Below are 22,416 nucleotides of genomic sequence, written 5' to 3'. Positions count from 1 at the left end.
CCGCCCGTTCGCTTGTCTCTCAGGCCGCGTTGTGCAGGCGCGGGGTGACGAGGCCGGGCGCGGTGACGCCGCGCAGCGACTTCGCCAGCGCCAGCACGGCGAGGTCGGCGAGCGGCTCGATCACGATGACCAGTGCGTAAGACGCCGCGAACGTCGCGATGCTCGCGAGGTTGCTCATCGCAAAGCCCGCACCGTAAAGCGCCCAGAACGCTACCCAGGCGATCACGCCGGCCTGATAGGTCGTCGACAGCGCCAGCGCCTGGCGATACTTCAAATCAACATAGGCGGTGTTGCGCGAAATGATCCGCGAGGCGATCGCCTGGATCGCAAACAGCGGCACCAGCAGCGTCGTGACGTTCATGCCATATTGCGGGATGTCAGCGGGCTCGAAGAACACGCCCTGGAGTAGGAGACCGAAAGCAAGGCCGAAGGCCGCGGGCGCCGCGCCGAACAGCAGGAACAATGTCGAGCCGAGGATGAAGTGCACTTCGGAGACGCCGACCGGAAAGTGCGGCAGGATCTCGAAGAAGACGAAGACGAGGACCGTGGTCGCGAGCGTCCGCGCCGCGAACGACGTAACGCCCTGCTCACGCACGGTCTCCACCGCAAGCTTCAGTGCAACGCCGCCCGCGGCGATGCCGGTTGCGTAACTCAACACGAGCTTGGCGCCCGTCACTAGACCGGGTTCGATATGCATGGCTCAATTCCTTCCTGCCGTCACACCCGACGGCCTTGGCCTCAAAACGTGCACGGCCGGTCTCCTGGCTCGCGGTTCCCCGGGATTTCCGGCCTTCCCGGACCTTGCGGCCCAGTGGCTGATCGGAGTCCCTCACCGCTTACAGTCGCGGGGGCGGCTGGGGTTTTGGGCGCCGCAACTGGGTCCGCCCACCCCCATTCCCGATTATGCTCCGGCGCTTTGCGCCGCGTTGAGCACCATGCCCCTCCTGTGTGCCCCTTTCGTCGAGCCTGCGCAAGTGCCGGGCCGATCATGACGGATAATCCCCCGCCAGCGCGCCGAACAGGATCACGGCGGCGGTCGAAGCGGCACCGCCGCGGGCAAGCTGATCGGCGAGTTCGACAATGGTGGTGCGCACCAGCCGCTCGTCGGGACGGCCGAGAGATTCGGCGACCAGCGCCGGGGTATCCGGGGCGAGGCCGTGCGCGACCAGTTTTGCCACAAGCGCCGGAAAGGTGCGTCGGCCCATATAGACCACGGTCGTCGCCTCGGGATCGGCCAGCGCCGCCCAATTCAGGTTCGGCGGCAACTCTCCGGTGGCATCGGCCCCGGTCACGAACTGCACCCGTCGCGAGGTGTGACGCCGTGTCAGGGGAATGCCGGCCTGTGCCGCTGCGGCGCAGGCCGAGGTGACGCCGGGAACGATCTCGTAGCCGATGCCCGCTTCGTGCAGCGTCTCCAGCTCTTCTTCGAGCCGGCCGAAAATGCCGGCATCGCCCGACTTGAGCCGCACCACGCGCACCCCTGTCGCGGCATAGTCGACCAGCAGGCGGTTGACGTGATGTTGCTTGGTCGAGGCACGCCCTGCCCGTTTCCCCACCGCGACGAGATTTGCGCCGGGCCGGGCGAGATCGAGGATCGCGCCGGAGGCAAGATCGTCATAGAGCACGACGTCGGCCTCGCGCAGCCGCGCGGCGCCCTTGAGCGTAAGAAGCTCGGGGTCGCCTGGTCCGGCGGAGATGAAGGAGACGAATCCGCTCACCGGTCCTCCGCAATCAGATGAAAGAACGTGCCGGTGGCGTGGCCACGCCGCGAGCCGGTCTCGGCGATGACCGCGCCGGTGGCATCATGCACCACGGCCAGCGGCATGTCAGGCTGGGCGACGATCGTGGAATAGTGGAATTCGTGGCCGCGCAGGCGTGCGCCGGAACTATGTCCCGGCATCGGCGCGTCCAGCGTCGCGAGGCGATAGCCCAGATGCATGCGGCGCTTCGCAAAGCTGGTCTCCAGGCCAAGCAAGCCCGTCATCTCGTGGCGAATGCCGTCCGCGTCGGTCAAAGCGGTACCCAGCACCATATAGCCCCCGCATTCGCCGTGCACCGGCCGGGTCTCGGCGAAGGCGCGCAAGCCGCTGCGAAAACGCGCACTGGCCGCGATCCTGCCTGCATGGAGCTCGGGGTAGCCGCCGGGGAGCCAACACACATCGGCGCCGGCGTCAGGCGCTTCATCGGCGAGCGGCGAGAATGTCGAGATCTCCGCGCCCCCCACGCGCCAGGCTTCCAGCATATGCGGATAGACGAAGGAGAACGCGGCATCGCGGGCGAGCGCGATGCGCTGCCCCGGTGGCGTCACGTTCGGCCCGTTCACGGCGGGTTGCAGCGACCAGGACGCAGCGCAGCGCAGCACCGCGTCGAGATCGACATGCTCGGCGACGAAACGCGCGGCCTCGTCGATCAGCTTGCCGATCTCGGCCTGCTCTTCGGCCTGCACCAGGCCGAGATGCCGCTTCGGCAGGCTGATCTCGGCATGGCGCGGCAGCGCGCCGAACACGGCAATGCCGGCCTCGTCGAGCGCATGCCGCACGAGAGCTTCGTGGCGCGGGCTGGCGACGCGATTGAGCACGACGCCGGCAAGCTTCACTCCGGGGCGATAATCGCGAAGCCCTGCGGCAATCGCCGCTGCGGTCTGCGCTTGTCCGGAAGGATCGATCACCAGCACCACGGGCCAGCCCAGCATTTCTGCGATATCGGCGGTGGCACCGGTGCCGGAAACGCCGCGGGCGGCGACGCCGTCGAACAGGCCCATCGAGCCCTCGGCGAGCACGACATCGGCATCCGCGCCGCGGCTGACGAGATGGGCGATGGTCCCGCGGTCCATCGCCCAGCTGTCGACGTTGACGGAGGCGCGGCCGGTGGCGGCCGCGTGGAAGGCGGGATCGATGTAATCGGGACCGCTCTTGAAGCACTGCACGTTCAATCCGCGCTGGCGCCAGGCGCGCGCGAGCGCCAGCGTCAGCGTGGTCTTGCCGACGCCCGAAGCCGGTGCGGAGATGACGAGGCCTGCCGCCATCACGAGGCCTCCGGGAAGCGCGGCTCGGCACCAACCGGCCGATAGCGGCGGTCGTAATCGGCGGCATAAAGGCGGCTCTCGTCGAAATCCGCAGCGCCGCCTAACGTCTTGCCGACCAGAATGATCGCGGTGCGCTCCATCTCGGCACCGACTGCAGCATCGAGTGTTGCGAGCGTGGCGCGGACGATGCGTTGGTCCGGCCAGCTCGCGCGCCAGACGATCGCGACCGGGCAATCCGCGCCGTAATGCGGCGTGAGCTCGGCGACGACCTCGGCCAGCAGATGGATCGACAGATGGATCGCCAGCACCGCGCCGGTCGCGGCAAATGCCGCCAGCTTCTCACCCTCGGGCATCGCGCTGGCCCGGCCCGGCGTGCGCGTCAGCACCACTGTCTGGGCAAGCCCGGGCAGCGTCAGCTCGACCTCGAGCGCCGCCGCTGCAGCCGAGAAGGAGGGAACGCCGGGCGTGACCGTGTAGGGGATGCCGAGCGCGCGCAGGCGGCGAAGCTGCTCGCCCATCGCCGACCAGATCGAGAGATCGCCGGAATGCAGCCGCGCCACGTCCTTGCCCGCCTCATGCGCGGCGGCGATCTCGGCGATGATCTGGTCGAGCGACAGTGGCGCGGTGTTGACGATGCGCGCGCCGGGCGGGCAATGCGCCAGCACGCCCTCCGGCACCAGCGAGCCGGCATAGAGGCAGACCGGACAGGCCGCGATCAGGTCGCGGCCGCGCAAGGTCAGCAAGTCAGGCGCCCCGGGCCCTGCGCCGATGAAATGCACCGTCATGCGCCGTCCCCTTCCGCGATCGCGGCGGTCGCCGTGCGATCCTGCGAGACGACGCGCGTCGCAATCAATCGTGCGCGAGAACCGGCGGCCGCGAGCGCCGCAGCCTCGGCAACCGATCCGGTACCGAACTTCTCCATCACGAGATCCGACCGGGTCGGCGTGGCGATGCCGGCTAACCTATCGGCTGGAACAGCCTTGATCGGCAAGCCGCACTCACGTGCGAGCTCCCGCAACGGCTCCGTGTCGGCCTTGTCGCTGGCAGTCGCTATCGCTGTGAGGCCCTCAGGGCCACCTGCCGCGAGCAACGCTTCGCGCAACGAAGCCAGCGTGACATCCTTTCTGAAACCGAGCCCCGCGACCTTCATCGGACCACGCTCCACTGCACCACCGGCCGTGCCGCCTCCCATGACCGGTAGCGGCCAAGCGGCGCGGCATGCGCAATCTCGACCCGCATCAGCTCGCCGCCATGGCGCTGGTGCAACTCGCCAAGCAACGCTTCCGTCTCCAGCGTCACGGAATGCGCGACCAGCCGTGTGCCGGATGGAAGACGCGACCAGATCGCTTCGAACATCGCGCTATCGAGGCCGCCGCCGATGAAGACGGCATCCGGTGCTTCGAGTGCGGCAACGGCTTCGGGCGCCCTCCCGGTGACGAGTGTGATCCGGTGCGAGAGTCCAAACGTCGCTGCATTGCTGCGGATGTTCGCGACCCGATCCTCGCGCGCCTCGATGGCGGTCGCCGTGCCGCCGCACAGCGCCCACTCGACCGAGATCGAGCCCGAACCGGCACCGATATCCCAGAGACGTTCGCCCGGACGCGGCGCCAGCGCCGAGAGCGCCAGCGCGCGCACCGGACGCTTGGTGATCTGGCCGTCGTGAATGAACAGATCGTCGGGCAACCCCGAACTGCGAGGAATGCCCTGCGTCCCGATCAGCAACAACGCGACCGCAACAAGATCTCCGGCAATATCCCCGGCAATGAGATCAACGCGATGCTGGTCGACGGATTCCCGGGGCCCGCCAAGCGCCTCGAGCGTCCACAACAGCGAGGCGCCCCATCCGCGCTCGGTCAGCCATTTCGCGAGGTCTTTGACCGCCGCGGCGTCCCGCATCAGGCAAATGATGTGTGCATCTCGCACCAGATGCGGCACCAGACGTTCGCACGGCGCCGCATGGAGGCCGATGCAAGTCACGGACTCCAGCCGCCAGCCGAGGCGCGCGGCAGCGAGGGAGAAAGTGGACGGGGCCGGATGCGCGATCCATTCGTCGCCACCGAGCTTCTCGGCGAGAACAGCGCCTGCGCCATGCCAGAACGGATCCCCCGAGGCGAGCACCACCGTCGGCCGATCGCGGTAGCTCAGAACGATATCGGCGTCGAACGGCACCGGCCATGGACGGCCGCGGTTGCCGACATTCGCGAGCGCAAGATGACGTTCGCCGCCGAACACGATTTCTGCCAAAGAAAGCGCCTTCCGGCTTGCCTCGGACAGCCCGGCAAGGCCATCTTCGCCGATACCGATGATCGTCAGCCAGGGACCAGCTAAGGGATCAACCATGACGCGTGCGCTCATCCTGGGCGGAACGGCCGATGCGAGCCAGTTCGCCGCGGCGATCGCGCGCGCGCGCCTCAACGCCGTCTATTCCTATGGCGGCCGCACCCGCGCGCCTGCGGATCAGCCGTTGCCGACCCGCATCGGCGGCTTCGGCGGCGTGGGCGGGCTCGCCGACTACATTCGCAGCGAGGGCATCACGCATGTGATCGACGCGACGCATCCTTTCGCCGCGGAAATGAGCCGCAATGCGGTCGAGGCATGCGCGCAGACCGGCACGCCGTTGATCGCGCTGGAGCGCGCGCCCTGGACGCGGGCGCCCGGCGACAACTGGATCGAGGTGGCCGATGTCAGCGTCGCCGTCGCCACGCTGCCCGAGGCGCCCGCAAAAGTGTTTCTCGGCATCGGCCGCCAGCACATCGCACCGTTCGCGGCAAAGCCGCAGCACATTTACACGCTGCGTTTCGTCGATCCGCCCGAAGCGCCCCTGCCCTTCGCGGCCGAAATGATCGTATCGCGCGGGCCGTTCTTGCTGAACGGTGAGTTGGAGATGATGCGGGAACGCGGCATCGGCTGGATCGTCGCCCGCAATTCCGGCGGCCACGGCGCGCACGCAAAGATCGACGCGGCCCGCATGCTCGGCCTGCCCGTGATCATGATCTCGCGGCCGCAACTGCCCGAGCGGCTGCGGGTCGAGAGCGTCACCGAGGTGATGCAGTGGCTCGGTCATCGGACCTGCCTCGGCGCATAGACCCAGCGGCCGACCCGGCGCGTCTGCGAATTGCCGACGATCACCAGCGTGCGCATGTCGGCCATCTCGGGTGTGGCGTCGTTCAGCGTCACGGTCACGATCTTCTCGTCGGCGGCGCTGATTGCGCGTGCGAAGATCAAGAGGCGCTCGCCGCAGCCTGCCTCTTTCAGCACTGCAAGCACGCGGCCGAATCCTTCCTGCCGGCTTGCCGAGCGCGGATTGTACATCGCAATCGAAAAATCGGCCTCGGCGGCGAGCCGCAGGCGCTTCTCGATCACGGCCCACGGCTTGAGATTGTCGGAGAGATTGATCGCGCAGAAATCATGACCGAGCGGCGCGCCCGCGCGTGCGGCCGCTGCCAGCATCGCCGTGATGCCCGGCAGCACGCGGATCGATAGATCCCGCCATTGCGGCGCCTGTTCGAGTGCCTCGAACACCGCGGAGGCCATCGCAAAGACGCCGGGATCGCCGGAGGAGACGACGACGACCTGCCCGCCTTCCGACGCAAGCCGCAACGCCTCGCTGGCGCGCTGCAGCTCCTCGCGATTGTCGGAGGGATGCAGCTTCAGCCCCGCCCGCGGAAGCACGCGCGCGACGTAGGGCGCGTAGCCCAGAATGTCGGTCGCTGACGCAAGCGCAGCCGTGACCTCGGGCGTCACCAGCGCATCGCTGCCCGGCCCGAGACCCGCGATGGTCAATGTGCCCGTCATTCGGCGGCGTCCAGGTGCCGGCCCTTGCCGTGCACCAGCACGATCGCGAAATAAGGACAGTCGCCGCCATCGACCTCGGCGAGCCGCACCACCCGCTCGCCCGGCATGGTGCCGCGCTCGACCAGCCAGGCATCGTCGAGCCGGCCGGCGGATGCGAGCGCGCGCCGCACCTTTGCGAGATTGCGGCCGGTCTTCATGACGACGAGCGCATCGGAATCGCGCATGTGCCGCTCGAGCTCATCTTCGGGAAGCGTTCCCATCAGCACCGTCGTCACGTCATCACCGAGCGCGATCGGCTGTCCCACCCCATTCCAGCAGCCGACCATGCCGGGAATGCCCGCGACCACCTCGATCTCGACGCGACCTTGCAGGCGCGTGTGCAGATGCATGAAGGAGCCGTAGAAGTAGGGATCGCCCTCACACAGCACGACGACATCGACTGCACGCGAAAGCCGCGCCAGACGCTCGGCCCATTCGTCGTGGAAGCCGGCTAGGAGTTGGACATATTCCACGCTGTCGAACGCAATCTCCGTCGTGACAGGATATTCCATAGGATATTCGGTGACGTCAGGCGCCAACATGCCTTCGACGATGCGCCGGGCCTGACCAGGCCGGCCCTTCTTGCGGAAATAAGCGACGTGGCTGGCGGCGCGTACGGTGCGATCGGCACGCACGCTCATCAGATCAGGATCGCCGGGGCCGAGACCGCAGCAGATGATGCGTCCCATCGCTATTCGCTCCGGCTCGCCAGCGCATTCACGGCGGCAACCGTGATCGCAGAGCCGCCGAGGCGGCCCTCAACCGTCAGCGCCGGCACCGGCGGATCGGCCATCAGCGCCGCCTTGGATTCGGCGGCACCGACGAAGCCGACCGGACAGCCGATGATCGCCGCGGGCCGCGGGCAATCGCGGTCCTCCAGCATGTTGAGCAGATGAAACAACGCGGTCGGCGCATTGCCGATCGCAACGATCGCGCCATCGAGATGCGGTCGCCACAGCTCCAGTGCCGCGGCAGAACGCGTGTTGCGCATGGATTGCGCGAGCGCAGGCACGATCTCGTCGCCGAGCGTGCAGATGACGGCATTCGCAGCAGGCAGTCTTGCGCGCGTAATCCCTTCCGAGACCATGCGCGCATCGCACAGGATCGGCGCGCCTCTCAACAGGGCAGCGCGCGCGGCCGTCGCCATGCCGGGCGTGAAGCGGACATGCGCCTCCAGGCCGACCATGCCGGCAGCATGGATCATCCGCACCACCACCTGCTCCTCATCCGGTGTGAAGCGGCCAAGATCGGCCTCGGCCCGGATGGTGGCGAAGGACTGCCGGTAGATCGCCGCGCCATCGGTCTCGTAGGTATGCGGCATCAATGCCCTCCCACCAGGATCGAGGGATCACTGACGATGTCGGCGCCGTTCAGGCCGCGCAACACCGGCTCGTCGCGGATCGAGCCGTCACGGACGAGGTCGAAGCCGGCGCGCGTTGCTACCAGCGTCACTGCGGCCGTGCCGGAATGGGCACAGCCCTTGCCGCAGCCGGAGACGTGGAGCCGCGTATCGGCGGCGATGCGCGGCGCGAGCGCCGCTGCGAGCGCGCGCGTATCGGCATGGGCTTCGCGGCAGCGCGGTGCGCCGCTGCAGGCGATGACGCGCAGCGCGGGATCAAAGGGCTCGGTGATGAGGCCCGGCCCGCTCGGCATCTCGCGCTTGCCTTCGCTGAGCACCATCCGCCACGGCGTCATGCGCAGCGCGTGTCCGCAACCGGCGAACTGCCGCAGCGTCGTATGCAGCATCTGCCCGAACGCGACGCCGACCATCGCACCTTGCGGATAGTGCCCGGGGCGCGACGCCGCCATCACGGGCGCGGGCTCGGTCTCGCCGCGCAGCGATTGAGGCAACACTGCACCCGACGCGATATGGGCCGCCATGCGCCCTCGCCCGCCCGTCGCGCCGCCGGAGACCATGAACCAGCCTGCGAGCGCGAGCGCCGTGCTCACGGCCTCTCCGCGTGCGACGGAGCGGCCGAGCTTTGCACCGTCGGCCCGCACCAGGAGACGGCCTGTGCGATCGCGCTCGATCCGTATGTCGGCGGAATTGCCGGCGAGCACGCGCGAGGTCCCGTCATCGATCGCGAAGCCGAATTTCGTTGGAAGCGCGAGCGCGCTATCCGCGAGCGCTTCTTCGAGCTCGGCGGCGAGCGACTGAGTCGCGTCGCCCGTGCGCCAGAACGGCATGACGAGGATGTTGCGTCGGGCTTCCGTGGCCGGATCGGGATCGAGCAGCGCCAATCGTGCAAGGCCGTCGATCAACGGCCGATGGCCTTCCTCGCTGACGCCCCTGATCTGCAGATTGGCGCGGCTCGTCACGTCGATCAGACCATTGCCGTATTGCCCCGCGAGCTCGGCAAGTCCGGTGATTTGTGGTGCTTCGAGCCGCCCACCGAACGGACGCACGCGCACCACGAGCCCGTCGCCCGAGAGCATCGGACGCAGCGCGCCGGGACACCAGCCCTTGACCGCGGTCGCGCTCATGAGGCCTCCCGCAGCGCCGCGGCGATCGAATTGCGGCGCGTTTGCCACAGCGCCGCATCGTGCAGGCGCGCAAAACAGGTTTCCATCGCGGCGAGCGCGGACGGATTGTCGCGCGCCATGAAGGCACGGACGTCGTCATTGCCGAGCGTCGCTCCGTAGTAGAGATCGAACAGGTGCGGCGGCACGGCGTTCGCGAGATGAGCGAAAGCGGCCATGTGCTCCAGCGTCGCCGTGATCTCGGCTGCGCCGCGAAATCCGTGACGCATCATGCCGGCGATCCAGCCCGGATTGACCGCGCGTGCGCGGACGACGCGGGAAATTTCCTCAGTCAGCGTGCGGGCGCGCGGCTGTTCGGGATGCGTCGAGTCGAGGTGATAGAGCGATGGCCCTGCCGCGCCGAGATGCACTGCAGCGGCCACAACGCCGGCTTCGTGCGCGGCATAATCGGCCGCGAGCAGCAGGTCGGTCTCCGGCAGGTCCTGGACATGGACAAAGGCGTCGGCCTCAGCGAGGCGCTGCTCGATGCCGGCGCGATCGTGCCTGATTTCTCCGTCGGCCGAAAACGCCCATGACGATGCCGACAACCAGGCTTCGCCGGCGGCGTCGCGCGTCTCCGGCGTGAAGGCATCTGATATCGCCGACAGGCCGACGCCGTATTGCCCCGGACGCGGCGCGAACACGCGGGAGGCGCGGTGGCGGTACGGATTCTCGTCGCCCTCCTCCTCACGGCCTGCAAGCGCCTCGGAGGCGGCTTCGAACAATTGCGCAAGGCCCGAGAAGACGTCGCGGAACAGCCCGGACACGCGCAACGTGACGTCGATGCGAGGACGGCCAAGCTCGGCCGGCGCGATGATGTCGTAGCCGGTCACACGGCCGGAGGCGTGATCCCAGCGCGGCGCGAGGCCGGCCAGATGCAGCGCCATCGCAAATTCCTCGCCGGCCGTGCGCATCGTCGCCGAACCCCAGAGATCGACCACGAGCCCCTTCGGCCAATCGCCATGATCCTGCAAGTGACGGCGCAGCAGCTCTTCGGCAAGCTTGATGCCCTGCGCATGCGCTGACGGCGTCGGCACCGCGCGCGGGTCGACGGCAAAGAGATTGCGCCCGGTCGGTAGCACGTCCTGACGTCCGCGATAGGGCGAACCCGAAGGCCCGGGCGCAATGCGCTGCCCCGCGAGTGCGGCACGTAGCGCATCCCGCTCCGCATCGCCGCAGGCGCCGCGGCCGAACACGTGCAGGCCGTCGCCGAACTGGCTTTCCTTGAGATCGCAGACGAAGCGGTCGATCCGCGGAATGGCTTCGGCCGGTGCCGCTGAGGCGTTCAGACCAAGATCGTCTTCGAGGCCCACCGCACGCGCCTCGTCGCGGATCGCGGCGATCAATCGCTGGCGGCGCGCGGGATCGAGACCATCGGCGGTCGAATATTCGTCGAGCAGGCGTTCGAGCCGTCGCAGGCCCTCGGGCACTGCCGATGTTTCCAGCGGCGGCGGCAGGTGGCCGATGGTGACCGCCCCCAAGCGCCGCTTGGCTTGCGCGGCCTCGCCGGGATCGTTGACGATGAAGGGATAGATCACGGGGAGATCGCCGATCAGGGCTTCCGGCCAGCACTGTGAGGAGAGCGCGACGGATTTTCCCGGCAGCCATTCCAGCGTGCCATGTGCGCCCATATGCACGACGGCATCACACGCCTGCTCCCGGAGCCAGAGATGGAACGCGACGTAGCCGTGGCGCGGCGTGCGGGCGAGATCGTGATAATCGCTGTCGCGCGCGACCGCATCGCCGCGCTCGGGCTGGACCGCGACAATCGAGCGGCCGCATGCGACAGCCGCGAAGTGGAACTCGCCATTGCGGCAACACGGATCACTCTCCGGCGCACCCCAGGCCTGCGCGAGATCATCCTGCAATGCTTGCGGCAGGCGCGCGAGCGCGGCGCGATAGTCTGCGACGTTCCAGATCAAGCTCTGCTTCAGCAGCGTCTCGCCAAGTGCGTGGACCGGCGTGAGACCATAGCCGGCTGCCGCCAGATCGGACACCAGGGCTTCGACCGAAGCCAGCGCATCGAGCCCGACGGCGTGCGCGATCTGGTGCGGTCGCCCCGGATAGTTCGAGAGCACGATCGCCAGCTTCTTGTCTGCAGCCGGCGTCTCCGCGAGCCGCCGCCAGGCCGCGACGCGGGCGGCGATGGCCTTCACGCGCTCTTCATCCGCCCTGTGCGCAAGATGCGAAAATTGCAGATCGGGATCGCGCTGCGCGGCCGATTTGAAACTCACCACGCCCGCGAACAGCCGGCCGTCGATCTCGGGCAGCACCACATGCATCGCGAGATCGCCGGGCGACAGGCCGCGCAACGACTCCGCCCAGTCTTCGCGCCGGGCCGACGAGAGCGCGACCTGGAACACGGGACATGACGCGGCGTCGAACGGCGTCGTTCCGTCATCGCCCAGGGCCGAGAACGCCGTCGCGTTGACGATCGCAGCCGGAGGATGTTGCGCGAGATGCGCCCGCAACCAATCCGCAACGCCCGGGGCCTTCAGCGAGGTGACGAACGCGCCGCAGGCGTCGAATCCCTCCTCACGCAGCGCTGCGATCAGCGCATCGACCGGACCGGTATCCGCGGCTGTGAGGTAGGAGCGATAGAACGTCACCAGCGCGCGCGGCCTGCCGTCGCCGCCCACCGGCGCAGCGATGACGCCGCGCGCGGGATCGTAAAAGCCCATCTCGGGCACGGTCGTCTCGCCGATGACAGGCCCGGCATAGAGGCCCGAAGCCAGCGCAAGCTGCGCAATCGCCGCTTGCGCGGCCACCGGGCCGCCGGTGTCGCAGAGCACCTTCAGCCGCCGCAGCGTCGAGACCGGCAGGGTCGAATACGCATCGAGCCTGACGTCGTCGCGGCCGTCGGCCGGCAGCACGGCCAGCACGATATTGCGATCCTTCGCGAGTTGCTGAAGAGCCGCGAGGCCGTACGCCCAATAGGACTCGCCGCCGATCAGCCGCACCAGAATGCCACGCGCCCGCGACAGTGTCCGCTCGACATAAGTGTCCACCGAAAGCGGATGACGCAGCTCAGCAAGGTTCGCAAGCCGCAGCGTCGGCAGGCTATCGCGGCCGCGCCGCCAACCGGCCGCGAACGCAGCGAGATCGGAATCCGAATACGAGAGCACCACGAGATCGGCCGGGTCCTGGCCGATGTCCCTTGGCGTCGCGGTCTCCTCGAGACCGCGGCTCTCGCGGAAAACGACGTGCATCAGACTCCCAATCCCGCCTTGATCGCGGCCTCGTCGATATCGCCGTGTTCGCCGATCACGACGAGCTTCGACTGCCTGATGCCCGCTCCCCATGGCTTGTCGAACTGGTGGCGCACGCGCTCGCCGACCGCCTGAAGCAGCAGCCTCATAGGCTTGCCCGCGACCGCGATATAACCCTTGGCGCGCAGCACGTTCTGCTCGCGCGCCAGCCGCTGAACGGATGCGACCAGCGCATCGACGTCGGTCACCTCGGGAAGATCGATCACCACCGAATTGAAATCATCATGCTCGTGTTCGTCTTCGCCATCATGATGCGAGGGACGCGCCGCGAGATCGTTCTCCGCGGCAGCGCCGAGGCCGAGGATGAGGCGCGCATCGATGGCGCCGTCGGTGACGGCCAGCATCGGCACGCGGCGCGGCATCTCGGCGGTGATCGCGGCCTTGGCGGCTTCGATGCCGGCGGCGCCCGCGAGATCGGCCTTGGTCAGCAGCACGATATCGGCGCAGGCGATCTGGTCCTCGAACACTTCCGACAGCGGCGTCTCGTGATCGAGACTTTCATCCGCCGCGCGTTGTGCTTCCACCGCAGCCGGATCGGGCGCGAAGCGGCCCGCCGCAACGGCTTCGGCATCGGCGAGCGCGATGACGCCGTCGACCGTGATGCGCGAGCGGATCTCCGGCCAGTCGAACGCCTTCAGCAGCGGCTTGGGCAGCGCCAGACCCGAGGTCTCGATCAGGATATGATCGGGCCGCACCGGCCGCGCCAGCAGTTTCTCCATGGTCGGAATGAAATCGTCGGCAACGGTGCAGCAGATGCAGCCATTGGCGAGCTCGATGATGTTCTCCTCCGGGCAGTTCGCGTCGGCGCAGGACTTCAGGATCTCGCCATCCACGCCCTCGCTGCCGAACTCGTTGACGAGCACCGCGAGCTTCTTGCCGTTGGCATTGCTGAGCAGATGCTGGATCAGCGTCGTCTTGCCGGAGCCGAGGAAACCGGTGACCACAGTCACCGGGACTTTTGCGAGCGAACTCATTCGGCGGCCTCCGGCACGACGGCAACAGGGGGAATGCGCGCAAGCGACTGCTTGCGGAAGATTTCGGGACGGCTGCGCCACGGCACGAGCCCGTCCGGTGCGGCGGCATAGGCGGCTGCGCCCGTGACCACGTCCTGCGCGTTCGTCTCGGACAGGCGGCCGTAGACATAGGACCAGCGGCCGGGCGCGCTGAGTGCGACCGAGCAGCCCTGGCTGCAGGCCGACAGGCATTCGACCGGAACCACATCGACGCCCTCGGGCACGCCGGCCTCGAGGATCGCGCCAAGCAGGCGCTTGCCGGGCGTGGTCTCGCCTTCGCCCGGCGTCTCGCCGGCGCGGCAGGTGATGCAAACGTGAAGTGTGACGGTCATCGCTCTTCCAGATTAAACGGCGGAGGCGATGAGGCGCACGGACCATTCTTCCGAAGGCCTGCTTCCCCGTCGCGGAACACCCCGTCCGCCGGTCCAAAACTCGTTGCGCTGGCAGGTCTCCCGGCTTGCGGAGCAGGGTTTCCCCTTCGATCCCCGCCTTCCCGATCCCAGGGGATCAGTGGCTTCGGGCATCTCTCCGGTCACGGTCGCGGGGGCGGCTGCATTTTGGACCAAAATCTTGCCGATTCGGACCCTATCGCATTCCCTCTTCGCCTGTCATAGGACAGGAACCAACGCCCGGCCACCATTTGCCGGTGGCCGCCACTTGTCAAGCCGAAGGACCGGGACCGATGACGCCTGAACCGGATACGAAAACGGTCGATGATAGCGACGTCAGGCACGCCACGAAAATGGCGAAGAAGAAGGCCGCCCGCGACAAGATCATGGCGACCAAGAGCGGCGAAAAGGGCCTGATCATCGTCCACACCGGCGCCGGCAAGGGCAAGTCCTCCTCGGCCTTCGGCATGATCGTTCGCTGCGTCGCCCATGGCTTCCCCTGCGCGGTCGTGCAGTTCATCAAGGGCGCCTGGGATACCGGCGAGCGGCGCCTGCTCACCGGCCATTTCGGCGATCTCTGCCAGTTCCACGCCATGGGCGAGGGATTCACCTGGGAGACGCAAGACCGCGCCCGCGACATCGCAGCCGCCCGCGCCGGCTGGGAGAAAGCCAAGGAGCTGATCCTCGACGAGAGCTTGCGCATGGTCGTGCTCGACGAGATCAACATCGCGCTGCGCTACGACTATCTCGACATCGCGGAAGTCGTCGAGTTCCTGACCACCTCGAAGCCCGAGATGACGCATGTCGTGCTCACCGGCCGCAACGCCAAGGACGAGTTGATCGAGATCGCCGATCTCGTCACCGAAATGACGCTGGTCAAGCACCCCTTCCGCTCCGGCATCAAGGCGCAGGCCGGCGTCGAGTTCTGAAGCCGATGAGATTGAATTCAAATGCTGCGCCGAGGGAAGTGTGCTCCCTCCCCCGCTTGCGGGGGAGGGCTGGGGAGAGGGTGTCTCCGCAATCGAGAACCCCCAAGAGGAGAAAGCCCTCACCCGCGCCTTCGGCGCGACCTCTCCCGCGAGCGGGAGAGGTGCACCAAGCGCGCAGCCGCTTGATTCAACCCAATCCCGTTCCGCATTAGAAGACGCCGATGGCACGCGCATTGATGATCCAGGGGGCCGGCTCGGACGTGGGCAAATCGCTCATTGTCGCCGGCCTCGCGAGGGCCTTCACGCGGCGCGGCCTGCGCGTGCTGCCTTTCAAGCCGCAGAACATGTCGAACAATGCAGCCGTCACCATCGATGGCGGTGAGATCGGCCGCGCCCAGGCGCTGCAGGCGCTGGCCGCCGGCGTCGAGCCGCACACCGACATGAACCCGGTGCTGCTCAAGCCCGAGACCGATGTCGGCGCGCAGGTGATCGTCCACGGAAAGCGCATCGCAACCGCGCGGGCGCGCGACTACGCGGCGATGAAGCCCTCGCTGATGGGCGCGGTGCTGGAAAGTTTCGAGCGGCTGAAGGCGCGATCTGATCTGGTGCTGGTCGAAGGCGCCGGCAGTCCGGCCGAGGTGAATCTACGCAAGTCCGACATCGCCAATATGGGCTTTGCGCGCAAGGCGGATGTTCCGGTCGTGCTGGTCGGCGACATCGACCGCGGCGGCGTCATCGCCCAACTGGTCGGCATCAAGACGGTGATCGACCCCGACGATGCCGCGATGATCCAGGGTTTTGTCATCAACAAGTTCCGCGGCGATCCCACGCTGTTCGACGACGGCTACAGGCTGATCGAAGAAAAGACGGCATGGCGCGGCCTCGGCGTGCTGCCCTGGTTTCCGCGCGCCGGCGAGTTGCCGGCCGAGGACGCGCTGGGGCTGAGCGATGCACGCAAGCCGGGCCAATGCAAGATCGCCTGCCTGGCGCTGTCACGGATCGCCAATTTCGACGACCTCGATCCGCTCAAGCTGGAGCCAGGCGTCGATCTCGTCATGGTGCGCCCGGGCCAAGCGATCCCGGGCGATGTACGCCTGGTGATCATCCCCGGCTCCAAATCTACCCGCGGCGATCTTGACTTCCTGCGCGCGCAAGGCTGGGACATCGATCTGCTCGCGCATCACCGCAGGGGTGGCCATGTGCTCGGCCTCTGCGGCGGCTATCAGATGCTGGGCCGCAGCGTCGCCGATCCCGACGGCATCGAAGGGCCCGCCGGCGACACGGCGGGGCTCGGATTGCTTGATGTCGAGACGGTCATGAACCCGCAGAAGACTCTGACGCGGGTCGCGGCCGTGCATGCCGCCACAAACCAGCCGATCCAGGCCTACGAAATCCACATCGGCCGTACCGATGGGCCCGATCGCGCGCGCCCGTTCGCGGCATTGAACGGCGAGCCGGAAGGCGCGATCTCGCGCGATGGCCGCGTGCAGGGCAGCTATCTGCACGGCCTGTTCACATCGGATGATTTCCGCAAGGCGTATCTGGGCGGCCTCGACATTCCCGCGGGCGATGAGCCCTATCACGCCCGCGTCGAGAGCACGCTCGACGCGCTGGCCGATCACATCGAACAGCATCTCGACGTCGAAGGACTGCTCGCGCTAGCGCGCTAGGACCTCGGCAACGCGTGTCCACTCGGCTTCGCTGCCCGGAAGCCCGAGGCGCAGCCATGTCGGCCTTTGCGCGAACACGCGCGACCAGATCTGGCCGCGCGCGAGCTTCTCCTGCGCGGCGCGTGCGTCGGGCGTCTCGTACAGACGAAACAGTGACACACCGCCGACGAGCCGCCAGCCTTGCGCTTGCGTCAGCTCGTCCAGCCGGACACAATCGCGCACGAGACGCGCCGAGGTCGCTTCGGCCCAGGCATCGTCACGCAATGCCCGGCTGCCGATCGCGATCGCAGCTCCAGAGACCGGCCATGGGCCCGCCATCGCGGCGAGCCTGGTGACGTCCGCGGCATTGCCGATGGCGAACCCGAGACGCAAGCCGGCGAGCCCATAGAACTTTCCGAACGAGCGCAAGACCAGCAACCCGTACCGATCCGCTTCCGAAGCGAGCGACAGCTGCGGAACCGTGTCCGCAAAGCTTTCGTCAATCACGAGACGGCCGACGCGTGGCAGCAGCGTCAGCAAATCCTTCGGCGCATGACACCGGCCATCGGGATTGTTGGGATTGACGACGACGGCGAGATCCGCCCCCGCCAGCGCGTCGAGCTCCGCGACTTCCTGCACATCCCAGCCCGCAGCGGCCAGCACGCCGGCATATTCATTGTAGGTCGGCGCGAGGATGCGTGCACGTCCGCGCGGCGCCAGTTGCGGCAGCATTTGAATGACGGCCTGGGCCCCGCCCGTTGCGACGATCGGCGCGCGCGTGCGATAGGCGTGCCGCGCAGCCTGATGCAAGGCGTCGATCTCGGCGCGCGACGGCAGCGTGCTCCACGCCCGTGCGCTCATTTCGCCCACGGGATAAGGCAGCCGGTTGATCCCTGTCGACAGATCGATCCAGTCTTCCGCGCGTCCGCCAAAACGCTGCTGGGCCAGATCGAGATTTCCACCGTGCTCGCGCATGCCCCGTTCTTTCACGCGAAAGCCAGGATCGCAAGCAGGCCTGCGAGCAGCAGCATGGCGCGGCGGTAGACCGTCAGGGCCTCGGCGATGTCGGCGGCGCGCGGATCGCGCGCGCCTTCGTTCAGCCAGGGCTCGTTCGTGATGCTGCCGTGATAGATACGGGGCCCGCTGAGCCGCACGCCAAGCCCGCCCGCCATCGCGGCCTCCGGCCAGCCGGCATTCGGCGAGCGGTGGCGGCGCGCATCGCGCGTCATGCACGTCAGCGCGTCGGATCGCCGCGGTGCCAGCAACACGAACAGAAAGCCGGTCAGGCGCGCGGGAATGAAGTTCGCGATATCGTCGATGCGTGCTGCCGCCCAGCCGAACGCCTCGTGCCGCTCGCTGCGATGCCCGATCATGGAGTCCAGCGTGTTGATCGCCTTGTAACCGAGGATACCCGGCAGGCCGAACAGCGCGCCCCAGAACACCGGCGCGATGATGCCGTCGGAAGCATTCTCCGCGAGGCTCTCGATCGCCGCGCGCGCGATGCCGGCCTCATCGAGCGCCGCGGGATCGCGACCGACGATGCGCGAGACCGCCTCGCGCGCGTTGGCGATGTCGCCGGCCAGCAATGGATTTGCGACGGCGGCCACATGATCATGCAGCGAGCGCAGCGCGACCAGCGGCCAGGCCAGGACGCCGAGCAGCGCGATCTGGATCCAGCCCGAGGGAAGCAGGACCTGAAGCAGCCAGCCGACCGCAACGGAGATTGCGATCACCACGAGCGCGCCGGCGATGCCCGCGCCACGGCGAAGCGCCGGCGGATCCGACGCGCGATTCCACGCGGAATCAATGGCGCCAATCATCCGCCCGAGCCAGGTCACGGGATGGCCGATCCGCGCGAACAGCCACGACGGCCAGCCCAGCAGGGCATCCACCGCCATCGCCACCACCATCGCGCCCGCAAAGCCCAATCCCGCCTCCTGTCACGCCCCTGTTGCGCAAAGCGAAGGCCAAGCGCAAGCCCCCGGCTGCCTGATTTCGGCTTTGTCTTTGCCCGCGTTTGATGATTAGTCAGGCCCTCGGGAGACCTTCATGGCCATCATCTTGATCACAGGCGGAGCGCGATCGGGCAAGAGCAGGCGTGCGGAAATGCGCACGCGCAGCTTCCCCGGGCAGCCCGTTTACGTCGCGACGGCCGAGGCGCTCGATGCGGAGATGGAAGCGCGCATCGCCACGCATCGCGCGCGGCGCGGAGCCGACTGGATCGAACGCGAGGTGCCGCTTGATCTCGTCCCCGCGCTGGTCGCGACGGATGGCGGCGGCGCAAGACTGGTGGACTGCCTGACGCTGTGGCTCTCCAATTTGATGCATGCCGAGCGCAACTGGGAAAGTGAAGTGACCGAGCTCGCGGCCGCCCTGCCCCGTTTGAAAAGCCCCGTCGTCTTCGTCACCAACGAGGTCGGCCTCGGCATCGTGCCCGACAACGCACTGGCGCGGCGCTATCGCGACGCTGCCGGAACCATGAACCAGGTCATCGCGGCGGCGTCCAACGAAGTCGAGTTCGTCGTTGCCGGCCTGCCGATGAAGCTCAAATGATACCGCGCGCAGAATTCTGGAATAACGTGGTCGCCGATCTCAGGATGGCGGCATCGTTCGTCACGATTCTTCCCGTGGCATCGCCGAAGCCTGCGGCCGACGGCGCCGTCGCGCGTGCGACATGGGCCCTGCCCTTGGCCGGACTGCTGGTCGGGCTTGCCGGCGCGTTCGTCTACAAGGCCGCCATCCGGTTCGGACTGACGCCGAACCTGGCCGCCCTGCTCGCTCTCGCCACGACCGCGCTCATCACGGGCGCGCTGCACGAAGACGGTCTCGCAGATACCGCCGACGGGCTCGGTGGCGGCCGCACGCGCGAACGCAAGCTCGAGATCATGCGCGACAGCCGAATCGGGACCTATGGCGTCTGCGCGCTGATCCTGTCGTTCGGCCTGCGCTGGAGCGCACTCGCCGCGATCGCCGATCCCTTGCTGGTGGCATTTGCGCTTTGCGCCGCGCACACCGCCGCCCGCGCGGGCGTGCCGGCCTTCATGGCACTGGTGCCGCCGGCGCGGCCGGACGGGCTGTCGGCAAGCGCGGGATCGCCGCCGGGCCGCAGCGTCGCCATCGCCTTCGCTCTCGGAGCGCTCGCGCTGGCGCTCGCGTCGGGGCCGGGCAAGGCGCTGGTCGGCCTGATCTTGCTGTCGCTCGCCGGCCTGTTGCTGGCGCGGCTTGCCGTGCGCCAGATCGGCGGGCAGACCGGCGACATTCTCGGTGCATTCGAGCAGATCGGCGAGATCCTCATTCTGCTGGTGGCGGCGTCCTTCCGGATGGGAGGCTGATGTCATGGTCGAGTTCGACGATAGCTTCCGCCAACACTTGCGCGAGCTGCTCGTGTGGCGCCGCGACGTCCGCCGCTTTCGAACCGACCCGCTGCCGGCCGGCCTCATCGATCGCCTGATCGAGACCGCCTGCCTGTCGCCCTCGGTCGGCCTCAGTCAGCCCTGGCGCTTCGTCATCGTCGACGATGTTGCACGCCGCCGCGCCGTCATCGACGATTTCACGGCGTGCAACGCCGAAGCCCTGAATTGCTATTCCGGCGAACGTGCGGCGCGCTACGCCGCGCTGAAACTGTCGGGCCTCGAACAGGCCCCCGGCCACCTCGCCGTGTTCGCCGACAAGGCCAGCGACGTCGGCCACGGCCTCGGCCGCGCGACCATGCCGGAGACGACCGAATATTCAGTGGTCGCCGCCATCACCGCGATGTGGCTCGCCGCACGCGCCGAGGGCATCGGCATCGGCTGGGTCTCGATCCTCAATCCGGACCGCATCCACGCGATTCTCGACGTGCCTCATGGCTGGAAGTTCATCGCCTATCTCTGCATCGGTTATCCCGAGGTCGAATGCGACCAGCCCGAGCTCGAGCAGGCGAAATGGGAACACCGGCGGGGCGCCGAGGAGTTTACGCTGCGACGTTAGAAGCCGGCCCAGTTCTATCCTCCGTCATTGCAAGCGTAGCGAAGCAATCCAGAGATTTTTCTGCGGAGGGATTCTGGATTGCTTCGTCGCAAGGGCTCCTCGCAATGACGGTGGAGAGAGACAATGTCCCCTCTACGACTTGTTTCTGCCCGGCACCGCCGCCGCGCTATCCTGCTTCTGGAACATCAACAACGGACGCAGGATGACGCGGCCATAGGCCTCGTAATGGTTCTGGGTCGAGACCGCCATCTTCAGCGGCGTCGCGTAGTTTGCCTCGAAGGTCATGAACTGCGCATAGGTCCAGGAGAAGCCGACGCCGACCGAGGCCATTTCGGTGACGCCGGGGAAGGTCGAATACACCGCGCCCCAATCGGTGAAGATGTAGGTGTCGAAACCCCTCAACCATTGCGACCAGTTGTAGTGCAGCTCGGCGTTGAAATAATAGCCGCTGTCACCGGAGGCCGCATTGGAGGGATAACCGCGCACGGTGGTGGGACCGCCGATCGAAAAGATCTGATCGCCGGGCAGCAGCTTCTCCTGCGTGTACTGCCAGCTCGCCAGCACATTGGCGCTGAAATTCTGCGGCCCTGCGGCGCTGGTCGCGATCAGCGAGCCGGTATAGGTGTTGAACGCGCGGTTGTTGCCGAGCACATGGTCCTGCCACGCAACGTAGTTCACTGCCGGTGACACCGTGATCGAATAGGTGTTGCCGGACTTGGTCACCGAGACGCCCGCCGTGGTCTTGTCGTAATGGTCATCGGTGACGGCGACGGTGGCGAAGCGGCTGACGGTCTTGCCCTCGGTCAAGGCCGCGTTGAGCAGCACCAGCCAGTCCTGGGTCACCCAGACCGGCTGGCTGAAATTGACGGCGGCCTGGCTCGATCGCCCGGTGACGTCGAGCGCGACGAACGGTCCCTGGATGATCTTGATCTTGCCTTCGGTATAGCTGACGCCGGCGCGGCCGCCCCAGGGATTGACCGGGATGCTGTAGGCGACATTGCCGTTGAGATTGCCGTCGGAGCGGACGCCGTAGAAGGTCAGGCGATCATCGACGCCGAACAGGCCGTGGCGCTTGTAGAAGGCCCCGCCCTCCCAGCGTCCGGTGTTCTCCGCACCCTGGTTGTCGGTGAAGAGCTGCAAGGTGTCGACCGGCGGCTCGATCACCGCGAACTGGAGGTCGGTGAGGCCGAAGCTGGTGCCGGGCTGCAGCAGCGCCTTGATCTGCACGTCGTTGGTGCGGTTGAACCAGATCACGTCGCGATTGAGCTTGGGAACGTCGAGGACCTCGCCTTCGGGCTCCTTCACGCGATCGAGGATGTAATCGGCGCGGGTCTGCTTGTTGCCCTCGATGGTGGTCTTCTGCAGCCGTCCTTCGGTCAGCTTGACGCGGACGACGCCGCCCTTGGCGTCCTGCTCGGGCAGCGTCGCGATGCCCGTGACGATGCCGCGCGCGGCATAGACCGCGTTGATGTCGGCGACGAGTTGCAACAGCGAGGCGATGTCGACGTTCTTGCCGACATATCTCTTCGCGATCTCATCCAGCTCCGCCGGCGTGATGAATTTGGACTCGTCGAAGGTAACCTTGCGCAGACGGAATTTCGGCCCGCCCGGCTTCAGGAGCTGGGACTTTTCCCGCTCGCCGCCGATCACCGCCGGCCCGGTGAGCTTGGGCGGGGCGCTCTGCTGCTCGAGCTGTCGCCGCTGCCTGTCGACATCGTTCTGGATCACGCCGGGGTTGATCGACTGGGCATGCGCGGAGGCGATGCAGCAAGCTGCAAGCCCGATCCCCAACCATGCCCCCAGAATCCGCATCCCGAAT

The 22,416-nt window shown here is 67.4% G+C and carries 22 protein-coding genes and 2 riboswitches; of the genes, 6 read left to right on the top strand and 16 right to left on the bottom strand.

What is annotated here, in order from left to right:
* Positions 1-19 precede the first annotated feature (19 nt).
* The 6 genes from CIT40_RS12590 to cbiE all read right to left on the bottom strand — a co-directional run bounded on the left by CIT40_RS12590 (position 20) and on the right by cbiE (position 5,365).
* Positions 20-697 (bottom strand): energy-coupling factor ABC transporter permease, encoded by a 678-nt coding sequence (locus tag CIT40_RS12590; RefSeq protein ID WP_094896246.1) that lies wholly within the window; start codon positions 695-697, stop codon positions 20-22.
* A 37-nt stretch (positions 698-734) separates the two neighbouring features.
* Positions 735-953, bottom strand: a riboswitch (cobalamin riboswitch).
* Positions 954-986: 33 nt separating this feature from the next.
* Positions 987-1,718: a uroporphyrinogen-III C-methyltransferase gene (gene cobA, locus CIT40_RS12585; RefSeq protein WP_094896245.1), complete on the bottom strand. Its 732-nt coding sequence runs from the start codon at positions 1,716-1,718 to the stop codon at positions 987-989.
* Positions 1,715-3,025, bottom strand: coding sequence for a cobyrinic acid a,c-diamide synthase CobB (locus CIT40_RS12580; protein WP_094896244.1), 1,311 nt, complete (start codon positions 3,023-3,025; stop codon positions 1,715-1,717). Before CIT40_RS12580 ends, cobA begins: the two co-directional genes overlap by 4 nt.
* Positions 3,025-3,810, bottom strand: a complete 786-nt coding sequence (cobM, locus tag CIT40_RS12575; protein ID WP_094896243.1) for a precorrin-4 C(11)-methyltransferase — start codon at positions 3,808-3,810, stop codon at positions 3,025-3,027. The genes CIT40_RS12580 and cobM overlap by 1 nt, the downstream gene beginning before the upstream one ends.
* A complete protein-coding gene (locus CIT40_RS12570; protein ID WP_162307466.1) occupies positions 3,807-4,175 on the bottom strand; it encodes a cobalamin biosynthesis protein in 369 nt (122 codons plus the stop codon). The genes cobM and CIT40_RS12570 overlap by 4 nt, the downstream gene beginning before the upstream one ends.
* Positions 4,172-5,365 carry a precorrin-6y C5,15-methyltransferase (decarboxylating) subunit CbiE gene (gene cbiE, locus CIT40_RS12565; protein ID WP_094896242.1) on the bottom strand — a complete coding sequence of 398 codons (1,194 nt, stop codon included), beginning with the start codon at positions 5,363-5,365 and terminating at the stop codon, positions 4,172-4,174. The genes CIT40_RS12570 and cbiE overlap by 4 nt, the downstream gene beginning before the upstream one ends.
* Here cbiE and CIT40_RS12560 point away from each other — a divergent pair.
* Entirely contained in the window at positions 5,364-6,110 is a 747-nt protein-coding gene (locus tag CIT40_RS12560) for a cobalt-precorrin-6A reductase (RefSeq protein ID WP_094896241.1), read from the top strand. The genes cbiE and CIT40_RS12560 overlap by 2 nt on opposite strands.
* On the opposite strand, the gene cobJ is transcribed toward CIT40_RS12560, so the two are convergent.
* Genes cobJ through CIT40_RS12525 form a run of 7 tightly spaced genes read right to left on the bottom strand, consistent with a single transcriptional unit; the run spans position 6,086 to position 13,993 of the window.
* Positions 6,086-6,820 carry a precorrin-3B C(17)-methyltransferase gene (gene cobJ, locus CIT40_RS12555; protein ID WP_094896240.1) on the bottom strand — a complete coding sequence of 245 codons (735 nt, stop codon included), beginning with the start codon at positions 6,818-6,820 and terminating at the stop codon, positions 6,086-6,088. The genes CIT40_RS12560 and cobJ overlap by 25 nt on opposite strands.
* A complete protein-coding gene (locus CIT40_RS12550) occupies positions 6,817-7,548 on the bottom strand; it encodes a precorrin-2 C(20)-methyltransferase (RefSeq protein ID WP_094896239.1) in 732 nt (243 codons plus the stop codon). The genes cobJ and CIT40_RS12550 overlap by 4 nt, the downstream gene beginning before the upstream one ends.
* A 2-nt stretch (positions 7,549-7,550) precedes the next feature.
* Positions 7,551-8,180: a precorrin-8X methylmutase gene (locus CIT40_RS12545; protein WP_094896238.1), complete on the bottom strand. Its 630-nt coding sequence runs from the start codon at positions 8,178-8,180 to the stop codon at positions 7,551-7,553.
* Positions 8,180-9,343 (bottom strand): precorrin-3B synthase, encoded by a 1,164-nt coding sequence (gene cobG, locus CIT40_RS12540; protein ID WP_094896329.1) that lies wholly within the window; start codon positions 9,341-9,343, stop codon positions 8,180-8,182. Before cobG ends, CIT40_RS12545 begins: the two co-directional genes overlap by 1 nt.
* A complete protein-coding gene (cobN, locus tag CIT40_RS12535; protein WP_094896237.1) occupies positions 9,340-12,588 on the bottom strand; it encodes a cobaltochelatase subunit CobN in 3,249 nt (1,082 codons plus the stop codon). The genes cobG and cobN overlap by 4 nt, the downstream gene beginning before the upstream one ends.
* On the bottom strand, positions 12,588-13,622 hold the full coding sequence (gene cobW / locus CIT40_RS12530; RefSeq protein WP_094896236.1) for a cobalamin biosynthesis protein CobW: 1,035 nt from the start codon (positions 13,620-13,622) through the stop codon (positions 12,588-12,590). The genes cobN and cobW overlap by 1 nt, the downstream gene beginning before the upstream one ends.
* On the bottom strand, positions 13,619-13,993 hold the full coding sequence (locus tag CIT40_RS12525) for a DUF1636 family protein (protein WP_094896235.1): 375 nt from the start codon (positions 13,991-13,993) through the stop codon (positions 13,619-13,621). Before CIT40_RS12525 ends, cobW begins: the two co-directional genes overlap by 4 nt.
* Positions 13,994-14,086: 93 nt before the next feature.
* Positions 14,087-14,303, bottom strand: a riboswitch (cobalamin riboswitch).
* 40 nt (positions 14,304-14,343) lie between these two features.
* On the opposite strand from CIT40_RS12525, the gene cobO reads away from it, so the two are divergent.
* Both cobO and CIT40_RS12515 read left to right on the top strand, forming a co-directional pair.
* Positions 14,344-14,979: a cob(I)yrinic acid a,c-diamide adenosyltransferase gene (cobO, locus tag CIT40_RS12520; protein ID WP_094896234.1), complete on the top strand. Its 636-nt coding sequence runs from the start codon at positions 14,344-14,346 to the stop codon at positions 14,977-14,979.
* 221 nt (positions 14,980-15,200) lie between these two features.
* The gene (locus CIT40_RS12515) at positions 15,201-16,649 is read left to right on the top strand and encodes a cobyric acid synthase (protein ID WP_094896233.1); all 1,449 of its coding nucleotides are present in this window, start codon (positions 15,201-15,203) and stop codon (positions 16,647-16,649) included.
* Here the strand turns inward: CIT40_RS12515 and cobD are convergent.
* Complete coding sequence (gene cobD / locus CIT40_RS12510; RefSeq protein ID WP_162307465.1) at positions 16,638-17,603, bottom strand: threonine-phosphate decarboxylase CobD; 966 nt, start codon at positions 17,601-17,603, stop codon at positions 16,638-16,640. The genes CIT40_RS12515 and cobD overlap by 12 nt on opposite strands.
* Before the next feature lie 11 nt (positions 17,604-17,614).
* A complete protein-coding gene (gene cbiB / locus CIT40_RS12505) occupies positions 17,615-18,556 on the bottom strand; it encodes an adenosylcobinamide-phosphate synthase CbiB (protein ID WP_162307464.1) in 942 nt (313 codons plus the stop codon).
* A gap of 121 nt (positions 18,557-18,677) precedes the next feature.
* Here cbiB and cobU point away from each other — a divergent pair, with 121 nt between their 5' ends.
* From cobU to bluB, 3 genes are read left to right on the top strand one after another with little or no spacing between them, the layout of a single operon-like run.
* Positions 18,678-19,181 carry a bifunctional adenosylcobinamide kinase/adenosylcobinamide-phosphate guanylyltransferase gene (gene cobU / locus CIT40_RS12500; protein ID WP_094896230.1) on the top strand — a complete coding sequence of 168 codons (504 nt, stop codon included), beginning with the start codon at positions 18,678-18,680 and terminating at the stop codon, positions 19,179-19,181.
* Positions 19,178-19,960 carry an adenosylcobinamide-GDP ribazoletransferase gene (gene cobS, locus CIT40_RS12495; protein ID WP_094896229.1) on the top strand — a complete coding sequence of 261 codons (783 nt, stop codon included), beginning with the start codon at positions 19,178-19,180 and terminating at the stop codon, positions 19,958-19,960. Before cobU ends, cobS begins: the two co-directional genes overlap by 4 nt.
* Before the next feature lie 4 nt (positions 19,961-19,964).
* Positions 19,965-20,597 (top strand): 5,6-dimethylbenzimidazole synthase, encoded by a 633-nt coding sequence (gene bluB / locus CIT40_RS12490; RefSeq protein WP_094896228.1) that lies wholly within the window; start codon positions 19,965-19,967, stop codon positions 20,595-20,597.
* Positions 20,598-20,729: 132 nt separating this feature from the next.
* On the opposite strand, the gene CIT40_RS12485 is transcribed toward bluB, so the two are convergent.
* Positions 20,730-22,409, bottom strand: coding sequence for a ShlB/FhaC/HecB family hemolysin secretion/activation protein (locus CIT40_RS12485; RefSeq protein ID WP_094896227.1), 1,680 nt, complete (start codon positions 22,407-22,409; stop codon positions 20,730-20,732).
* Positions 22,410-22,416 lie beyond the last annotated feature (7 nt).

It is taken from the genome of Bradyrhizobium amphicarpaeae (assembly GCF_002266435.3).
Lineage (GTDB): Bacteria > Pseudomonadota > Alphaproteobacteria > Rhizobiales > Xanthobacteraceae > Bradyrhizobium > Bradyrhizobium amphicarpaeae.
The sequence above is the reverse complement of the archived record's forward strand: the minus strand, read 5'-3'. Positions and strand labels throughout refer to the sequence as shown.